At 63.8% G+C, this 7,901-nt stretch carries 7 protein-coding genes and 2 pseudogenes; 2 read left to right on the plus strand and 7 right to left on the minus strand.

Annotated features, from left to right (window positions below):
• Window positions 1-311 precede the first annotated feature (311 nt).
• Window positions 312-677 carry a VanZ family protein gene (locus JQ635_RS37600; RefSeq protein WP_211414803.1) on the plus strand — a complete coding sequence of 122 codons (366 nt, stop codon included), beginning with the start codon at window positions 312-314 and terminating at the stop codon, window positions 675-677.
• A 12-nt stretch (window positions 678-689) separates the two neighbouring features.
• Here JQ635_RS37600 and JQ635_RS37605 read toward each other — a convergent pair whose 3' ends face one another.
• Window positions 690-1,772: an acyltransferase family protein gene (locus JQ635_RS37605; RefSeq protein WP_211414804.1), complete on the minus strand. Its 1,083-nt coding sequence runs from the start codon at window positions 1,770-1,772 to the stop codon at window positions 690-692.
• 553 nt (window positions 1,773-2,325) lie between these two features.
• Between JQ635_RS37605 and JQ635_RS37610 the strand changes: the two genes are divergently transcribed.
• Window positions 2,326-2,691, plus strand: coding sequence for a VanZ family protein (locus JQ635_RS37610; protein WP_211414805.1), 366 nt, complete (start codon window positions 2,326-2,328; stop codon window positions 2,689-2,691).
• 10 nt (window positions 2,692-2,701) lie between these two features.
• Here JQ635_RS37610 and JQ635_RS37615 read toward each other — a convergent pair whose 3' ends face one another.
• The 6 genes and pseudogenes from JQ635_RS37615 to JQ635_RS37640 all read right to left on the minus strand — a co-directional run.
• Window positions 2,702-2,986 (minus strand): hypothetical protein, encoded by a 285-nt coding sequence (locus tag JQ635_RS37615; protein WP_211414806.1) that lies wholly within the window; start codon window positions 2,984-2,986, stop codon window positions 2,702-2,704.
• 125 nt (window positions 2,987-3,111) lie between these two features.
• A pseudogene (locus JQ635_RS37620) lies at window positions 3,112-3,557 on the minus strand (hypothetical protein).
• A gap of 150 nt (window positions 3,558-3,707) precedes the next feature.
• Window positions 3,708-5,429 carry a chemotaxis protein gene (locus JQ635_RS37625; RefSeq protein ID WP_211414809.1) on the minus strand — a complete coding sequence of 574 codons (1,722 nt, stop codon included), beginning with the start codon at window positions 5,427-5,429 and terminating at the stop codon, window positions 3,708-3,710.
• 5 nt (window positions 5,430-5,434) lie between these two features.
• Window positions 5,435-6,526 carry a protein-glutamate methylesterase/protein-glutamine glutaminase gene (locus JQ635_RS37630; RefSeq protein WP_211414810.1) on the minus strand — a complete coding sequence of 364 codons (1,092 nt, stop codon included), beginning with the start codon at window positions 6,524-6,526 and terminating at the stop codon, window positions 5,435-5,437.
• A 16-nt stretch (window positions 6,527-6,542) separates the two neighbouring features.
• Window positions 6,543-7,397, minus strand: a complete 855-nt coding sequence (locus JQ635_RS37635; RefSeq protein ID WP_211414811.1) for a CheR family methyltransferase — start codon at window positions 7,395-7,397, stop codon at window positions 6,543-6,545.
• Between the two features lie 135 nt (window positions 7,398-7,532).
• Window positions 7,533-7,901, minus strand: a pseudogene (locus JQ635_RS37640) (methyl-accepting chemotaxis protein); the annotation flags it as partial.

Consider the following 7,901-nt stretch of genomic DNA (forward strand, 5'->3'; position numbering starts at 1 on the left):
TCAAACGCATGGCCCTGCGGCTCGGCCTGTCATTGAAATCGAAGGGTACGAAGAAGGGTTGAGGGCACCGGGCACGATCTTGCCCAAGCCGGAGCGGCGGCGCGGTTGCGTCGACGAAGGTTTCGGGCATACGAGCGCTGTCGATGCGGCGCCTTCGGCAGAACCAAGAGCCGCGCACGCCGTTTGAACGGCGGTTCAAGCACGCGACACCGTTGGAATATATCTACGGGTGGCCCAACCTCCGTTCGGAACCTTAACGATATTCCCGGCTTTCGGAGCGTTGCTCCGATCGAATGACTATGATGCTGCCAATGCGTCAAAACCATCTCATTGCAGCTGCCGTCATCTGCCTTGCACTCATCGTCTACGCCACGCTCGTCAAGCTTGCTGGCAGGCCGGCGCTCGTCGGACACGCTCAAGCTTATTGGGTGGTCGTCATCGAGCGATTCAGCGCCTACGGCCTGCTGGGCTTTCTTCTCTCTTTCCTGCTGCCGGGCCGCATCAGGCTGGCCTGCGCTTTCGTGATTGCCGTCGCGGTCGCGCTCGAGGTTTTCCAGGCGATGACGCCCGACCGCGATCCCCGTCTCATCGATGTGCTGCAAAAAGCCGCCGGCGGCGCCTTCGGCGTCATTCTCGCCCAGACGATTCTGGCTTTCCTGCCGAGGCCGCCGTCCTAGTGCCTGCGCGAGCTAGGTCCTGCCGGTCAGCGGAGCCACACGAGGCGAACGCATGCGCTCGACCCATGAGCCGAGCCGATCACGCACGGGCTGATCGACAAATTTCGCCGCAACATACGCAGCGCCGAGGCAGGTGATCACCTCCAGAACGATCGAAAAGGAGAGTGCCGTTCTGCCAAGGGCGAGAGTGTCCTGAAAATAGAAGAAGACACGCGTGATCGGGTAGTGCACCGCGTACAGCGGATAGGAAAGCTCGCCAACGAAACTGCAGGCCTGCCTCCAGCCCGGCGGCACGGCTGTCCCGGCGCTCCCCCATATCAAGAGCGGGAATATGACAAGAATACATGCAACATCATAGACCGGATGCTGGGGAAGAGGTGCGAACAGCACACCAATCAGGACCGCGACGGAGGTGATGGCCGTCGTACCGCTGACGGTTGACGCCGTTCCGATCCTCGACATGAAGACGCCGGCGAAAAATGAAAAGCCGACACGGAGAAAACCTGCGGCGATTTCTCCGGTTCTTGCACCCAATTCGAGATCGCCCTGTTCGAGCGATGCCACGACCAGACCGATCGCGAAGAGAACCACGAGGATCGAGAGCACCGGAATGCGCAGCCACCGAAACGCGAAACAGTATGCGGCATTTGCCACCACTTCATAGAAGAGAGACCAAAGCGGCCCATCGAACGGAAAGATGGATGTGGTCAGGGGCATCCGGCCAAAGGGCAAAAGGAGCAAACCGAACGCCAGCACCACGGCCATCTGGCTCAGGTCCAGCGCATGCCCCCTCAGGAGGCTGCCAACCGAAACAACTGCGCCGACTAAGGTGCCCAGAACGATCATCGGCCAAAGGCGGACGAAACGCAGCAACAGAAATTCCAGCTTGAACGACGGATCTTCCAAGCGCGCGCCGTATGCACGATCGATGACAAAGCCGCTCAGCAGGAAGAAAAAGTCAACGGCAACATACGCGTGACTTGCCATGCCCGAGATCTGAAGGGATCCGGCAATATGATAAAGCAGCACGGCAAAGGATGCGATAGCGCGATAAACATCAAGAATCGGATAGTGCCGGCTTCCCCGAGGCATCATTGCTCACACGCTATTCGGAAACACGTAAAAACATTCGCAATATATTGGAAATTGAACGTCAGCCAAGAGTAAACCTTGGCCACGGTGTCCCGCGCCGTGGACAGCAAAGCGGCAGATCGGACAAAGGCGGAGCCGGGACGAGCTTTTCGACTGACCGCCGATCAATGCGCTCGCTCTTCGCCCAAAGGCGCCGCGCTGTTGTCGGCGCCATTCGCGCCGGGATGGCGGCCGCGGTGCGTTTCGTTCGATGACCAGAAGATGGGCAGGGGCGATCAGCTCGCCACTGGCAAGGGGCGGAACCCTCACCCGCGCCCTGCATTGTTTCCGAAAGGAATGCGGGAAGCGGAGTCATGACAAACTCTTTCCTGATCTTTGATATCGATCTGGTTCGGACCGCATCACTGGCCTGAATTCGGACAGGCTGCAGAATGTGTCGCCCGAGCATGTCCCAACGCGAGCCGCGAGGATGAAATCCCCCGCCGGGACGTCGGGGCCTTAACGATGTTCTTGGCTTTCGAAAGCGGCCGACCGGCCGAGCCGTTATGCTGGCGTCATGCGCCGCAACCATCTCATTGCAGCCGCGGGAATCTGCCTCGCGCTCATCATCTATGCCACGCTCGCCAAGCTCGCGGGGAGGCCGGCGCTCATGGGCCACGCGGAGGCCTATTGGGTCGTCGTCATTGAGCGCTTCAGCGCTTATGGCCTGTTGGGCTTCCTGCTGTCCTTCCTGTTACCCGGGCGGCTCAAACTGGCTTGCGCGTTCGTGGTGGCGGTCGCGATCGGGCTCGAGGTTCTGCAAGCGGTAACGCCGGATCGCGATCCACGGCTCATAGATGTGCTGCAGAAGGCCGCCGGCGGCACCGTCGGCGTCCTTCTGGCCCAAACCATCCTGGCTTTCCTGCCGCGGCCACCGGCCTAAGGCGGCGAAGTTACGCCACGCCGCGCCTGAGGCTCTCCTGCTCGGTCGCGAGAACGCCGGACATCTGCCGATGGGTCTCGCGCAGCGCCGCGATCGCATCGTCGAGCGCGAAGTCGGCCTCGCGAATGGTCTCGAAGAACCGGCCCATCAATGCGGGGTTCAGCTTGACGCGCGTGTTCCCGTCGCGGCTCTTGCGACGATCGAGCGACAGATGCAGCGCCTGCAGCCGTGCCTCGGCAGCGCTGCAGCCGTTGAGTGTCGCGAGTTCGTCATATGTCATCCAAATCTGAGGCATGTCCCTGTCCGCCTTTTGTTATGGGCCTCAACCTAGAGGTCACCTCTAAAAGCAGGGTTGCTGCAGTGCAGTCTCCCGATGTTTTCGCGGCAACAGCGTCAATGCAAAGCTAAGACACCGGCGCCTCAGGACAGCGGAGTCTTGGTCGGCGTGAACACGGGCGTGGCCGGGTCCGGTTGTCGAGGCCCTTCGGCAGCTTGTCGGCGTTGAGCTTCACCACCGCGCAGCGGGCGTCGGAGGCCGGCGCATCCTCCTGGCTGTAGATCAGCGTCGCCTCGAACTTCACGTCGGGCGCTTCCCTGGCCGTTCCCGTGCAGGTCGCCAGCAGGCCGTTACATACACCCGAGAGGTCGACCTCGACCTGGTCTGGCCCGAACACGTTCGGCGGACCGTCAGAATGCCGGTTCACGGTCAAGACTGCCGAGAAGCGCTTCTCATCGACACGATACGAGCCGCCATAGGTGAAGAAGCTGTCGCTGCCTGAAATCCGGCCCTCGGCGAGATCCACCACGCCGGTGCCCTGGCCGCGCGCGGTCCTGAACCAGGCAGCGTATTTGCCGTCCCTCAACATACGAAATTTCTCGCCGTGAAATTGAGTGGCTATTTGCGACCAACTCTGGGGCGCGACAATGACCAATCCGCCGGCGCTGTCGGCAAGGTTAACGCCCCGAAAACCCGATCCGTCGAATTGCTGCCGAGACACGCGGCGGCGGCGCGGAGATCAAAACAATTCTATGCCGTCATCGGCGGCCTCGACCGCCTCGACGCGCCGCGTGGCGGCGATCGACGCAAGCCCGAGCGTCTGCAGGAATTCGCGATGAACGTCCCGCTCGCGCTCCATCGTGTAGCGCGCGAAGAGATCGTCGAGCAGAGCCTCGTCATGCGCCTGCGGCCGCTGCGCGCCCGCGCTCGCGGTCTCGAGGCGCGCCGCAACGGCAGGCAAGGCCGCGGAGCCTTCGCCAAGCGTGGTCATCAGGCCCTGCGCCGAATTCATCAGGCCCTCGAATTCGGCGCCTTCGTCGACGAGCCGGCTCATCAGCTTGTCGAGCCGTTCGTTGCCCGCCTCGACCTCGCGCAGCGCTTGGAGGATCTGCGGCTCGAGCTTGGCAAGCTGCGTGGGATCGCCCTGCACGCGCAGCTCCTTCAGCTCTTTTGCCGAACGCTCGATACCGTCGAGCACGGGTCTCAACCGCCCGGCCCCCGCCGAGACCTGGTCCGCGGTTGCCTTGAGCTCGTTGGCGATCACCACGAAAGCGCTGCCGCGGCTGCCGAGATGGCTGGCCTTGAGGCCGGCATTCATCCCGATCAGGGTGATGTCGACGGAGGCCTCGGCAAGGCCCGATATCGCTTGGCGAAACTTCGCCAGCGTGTCCTCGACGATCGCAAGCGCGTCGTCGACCGCACGGCCGGCGCCCTCGCAAGTGGAGATCAACGTCGAGGCATGCGCCAGCGTCTGCTTGATGCGCGCCAGGAACGACGACGAGCCGCCGTCCTCACCGCCGAACAGCGTGCGGCCGTGGCCGACGACGCTGCCGGCATCGTGCAGGATGGCCGTCAGCGCACGGACGATCTGTCCGATATCTCCACCGAACTCGCGCTGAGCGTCCCTGAGCAGGGCCGCCTGCAACTGGCAGATCGCGCGCGCGCCGTCGTCGCTCGCAACCGGTTCGGGCACGAGGCTGGGGGTCGGCCCCGACGCGAGGCCGAGGCCGTGACAGATGTGCTCGAGACGCTGGCGCGTGCTGTCGCCGGCCTGCAGCGAGATGATCGCGCTGCCGACCGCTTCGGCAATCTTCCTGGTGCTGGCGCCAGCGAGGTCGGCGAGATGGCTGCTCTTGCTGCGCTGGTCGCGTAACCCGCTATACGCCGCGCCGAGCGCGGCGCTCTCCGACACCAGCTCATTTCGGTAACGGCTCTCGAACTCCTTCTGGCGGCCAGAGGCGGTGGCGACGGCTTCCGACAGACGTTGCTGGTCTTTCGCGCAGCCCTCGAGCGAGCGCTGTACGGCCTTGCCGAGATCATAGGCTTCCTGCGTGAAGGCGAGAAAGCCCTCGCGGTCGCCCTCGAGCGAGGCCGCCTCGATCCGTGCGCTGCGCGCGATGATGGTGATCATCTGGATGTGCTTGAACAAGGGCTTCAGCAGCGAGGACGCCTCCGCCGTGCTCGTGCCGATCGTCGCAAGCAGGGCGCTCTCGGCCGGCAGCGCCTGCGCCAGCTCGCTGAGCCGGGCGGCGATCTCCTGCAAGGCGGTCGCGGCGCCCTCGATCTCCGCGCCGGAGAGCTCCCCGGAGAGCGCCGCGAGGCCCTGATTCAGCTCCTTGAAGATGATGTGGCCACGGCCGAGCTCGTGACCGACCCGCGCGAAGACGTCCTCGATGCGCGACGAGACATCCTCGATCGCCGCGACCGACCCGGTGAGCGTGTTGGGCGGAATGGCGGACATTGCGCTCAACCTGCCATCACGGCATGTCCGGCCTGGTACCAGGCCATGATCTCGCGCGGGATATTGTGCAGCGACACGACCTTCTCAACGCCGCCATGGGCGATGGCTTCCTTGGGCATGCCGAACACCACGCAGCTCTCTTCGTCCTGCGCCCGTGTCGAGGCGCCGAGCTTGCGCATCTCCAGCATGCCGCGCGCGCCGTCATCGCCCATGCCGGTCATGATGACGCCGAGCGCATTGGCGCCGGCATGCTGGGCCGCCGAGCGGAACAGCACATCGACCGAGGGACGATGCCGCGACACCGGCGGGCCGTCCTTGATCGCGATCTGATAGCGCAGACCGATGCGCTGGAGCAGCATGTGACGTGCGCCGGGCGCGATATAGGCACAGCCTGGCAGCACCGGCTCGCCGTCCTCGGCTTCCTTGACCCGGATCTGGCAGACGCTGTCGAGGCGTCTGGCAAAGGCCGCGGTAAAACCCGCCGGCATGTGCTGGACGATGACGATGGGCGGACAATGCGACGGCAACATCTCGAGGACGTCGTTGAGCGCTTCGGTCCCACCCGTCGAGGCGCCGATGCAGACGATGCGTTCCGTCGTCGGCCGGACCTTGCCCTGCACCGGCGGCGGGATGATGGCGTCGGCCGTCAGCTTCTTCTCGACCACGCGGCGCTCCGAGCGCGGACGGACCCGCGCGCGAGCCGCCGACTTCACCGCCTCGCGCAGCCGTGTCGAGCATTCGAACAGCGCCTGCCGCGTGTCGATCTTCGGCTTCGGAACGATGTCGACCGCGCCCGCCTCGAACGCCTCGAACATAACGTTGGAGCCCTCTTCGGTGAGCGATGAGCAGATGATCACCGGGATCGGACGTTGCGCCATGATCTTGCGCAGGAACGTCATGCCGTCCATGCGCGGCATTTCGAGATCGAGAATGATGACGTGGGGCAGCTCCTTCTCGAGGCGGCGGGCCGCGACGAAGGGATCGGAGGCGGTCGCCATCACCTCGATATCGGGGTCTTCGGAAAGGATCGTCTGAAGGATTTGGCGCACCGACGCCGAATCGTCCACGATCAGCACGCGAACTTTCTCCCTCGGCATTGTGGTTGCGCTCCGGCTAGACCTGGAAAATGGTTGGCTGAACTTGCTTCAAGCCTGGCACGGCACTGTGAATCATCGATTCCGAATGTCCGACCAGCAGATAGCCGCCCGGCCGCAAATGGCTGCACAATTGCTGGATCACCTTGCGCTGCGTCTCGCGCTCGAAATAGATCAGGACGTTGCGGCAGAAGATGATGTCGACGTCGCGATCGACCGGATACGACGCGTCCATGAGGTTCATGCGCATGAAATGCGTCATGCGCCGCAGCTCCGGCACAACCCTCACCTCGCCGCGCGACTTGTCCCGTGACGACAGGAAATATCGTTTCACGAAGTTCTCAGGCACCGGCGCGAGCACGTCGCGGGTGTAGATCGCGGTCCTGGCGAGGCGCAGCACGGCCGTCGAAATGTCGGTCCCGAGGATGCGATACTGGAAGCGCGAGCCGTTCCGCGTCATGTCGTCCAGCACCATCGCGGTCGTGTACGCTTCCATGCCGGTGGAGCTCGCCGAGCTCCAGATCTTCAGGTTCGCGTTCCTGCGGCCATGCGATTTGAGCAAAGCGGGGACGGCGACGTCCCGCATGAAGATGAAGTGCTGCGGTTCGCGGAAGAAGTCGGTCTTGTTGGTCGTCACCACATCGATCAGATGGGTGAGCTCGGTGTCGAAATGGTCGGCCTCGAACAGGTTGTCGACATATTCGTTGAGGTCGGAAAAATTCAACGCGCGCACGCGCTTGTGCAGCCGCCCCTCCAGCATCAGCCGCTTGCCCTTCGGCAGCTTGATGCCGACCTGGCCCTCGATCAATTCGGCGATGGTCCGGAAGTGGCGGTCCGACAGATGCACGGCCGTATCCTGCACGGCGGGCATCATGGCCGCATGCTCCAGCCCAGAACGGCCGCCTGCACTGAATGTCGGGCCGAACGGGCCATCTTGAATCCTACACGTCTACGCAATGACTGAAGACAGATCGGCCCCCCGATTGGGGGGCCGATCCCACAAAGACACTCAGCGTTGGAACTCGGCGTCGCGGTCGTCCTCGCCGTCGTTCATGTCGAAGGCGAAGCCGCCACCGCCGCCGGCAACCTTCACGGCGCGCGCGGGCCTCGCCATCGGCTTCTTGGCCGGACGCTCGACGGCCGCCATGGTCGTCGCCTTGGCGCGCAACTGGCTCACCGCGCGGTCGATCGGCGCGGCCTGGCCCCTTCCACCCTGCTCGATACGGAAATAGGCGATCGTCGACTGGAGCTGCTCGGCCTGGGAGGCGAGTTCCTCCGAAGTCGAGGACACCTGCTCGGAGGCGCTGGCGTTCTGCTGGCCGACCTTGTCGAGCTGCTGGATCGCCTGGTTGATCTGCGCCGAACCGACGTCCTGCTC

Source organism: Bradyrhizobium iriomotense, from assembly GCF_018130765.1.
GTDB lineage: Bacteria > Pseudomonadota > Alphaproteobacteria > Rhizobiales > Xanthobacteraceae > Bradyrhizobium > Bradyrhizobium iriomotense_A.

Excerpts from the sequence above, each read along its gene's own strand:
- JQ635_RS37605 (WP_211414804.1), bottom strand. The coding sequence starts at position 1,772 with ATGATGCCTCGGGGAAGCCGGCACTATCCGATTCTTGATGTTTATCGC.
- JQ635_RS37635 (WP_211414811.1), bottom strand. The coding sequence starts at position 7,397 with ATGATGCCCGCCGTGCAGGATACGGCCGTGCATCTGTCGGACCGCCAC.
- JQ635_RS37615 (WP_211414806.1), bottom strand. The coding sequence starts at position 2,986 with ATGCCTCAGATTTGGATGACATATGACGAACTCGCGACACTCAACGGC.
- JQ635_RS37610 (WP_211414805.1), top strand. The coding sequence starts at position 2,326 with ATGCGCCGCAACCATCTCATTGCAGCCGCGGGAATCTGCCTCGCGCTC.
- JQ635_RS37600 (WP_211414803.1), top strand. The coding sequence starts at position 312 with ATGCGTCAAAACCATCTCATTGCAGCTGCCGTCATCTGCCTTGCACTC.
- JQ635_RS37625 (WP_211414809.1), bottom strand. The coding sequence starts at position 5,429 with ATGTCCGCCATTCCGCCCAACACGCTCACCGGGTCGGTCGCGGCGATC.
- JQ635_RS37630 (WP_211414810.1), bottom strand. The coding sequence starts at position 6,526 with ATGCCGAGGGAGAAAGTTCGCGTGCTGATCGTGGACGATTCGGCGTCG.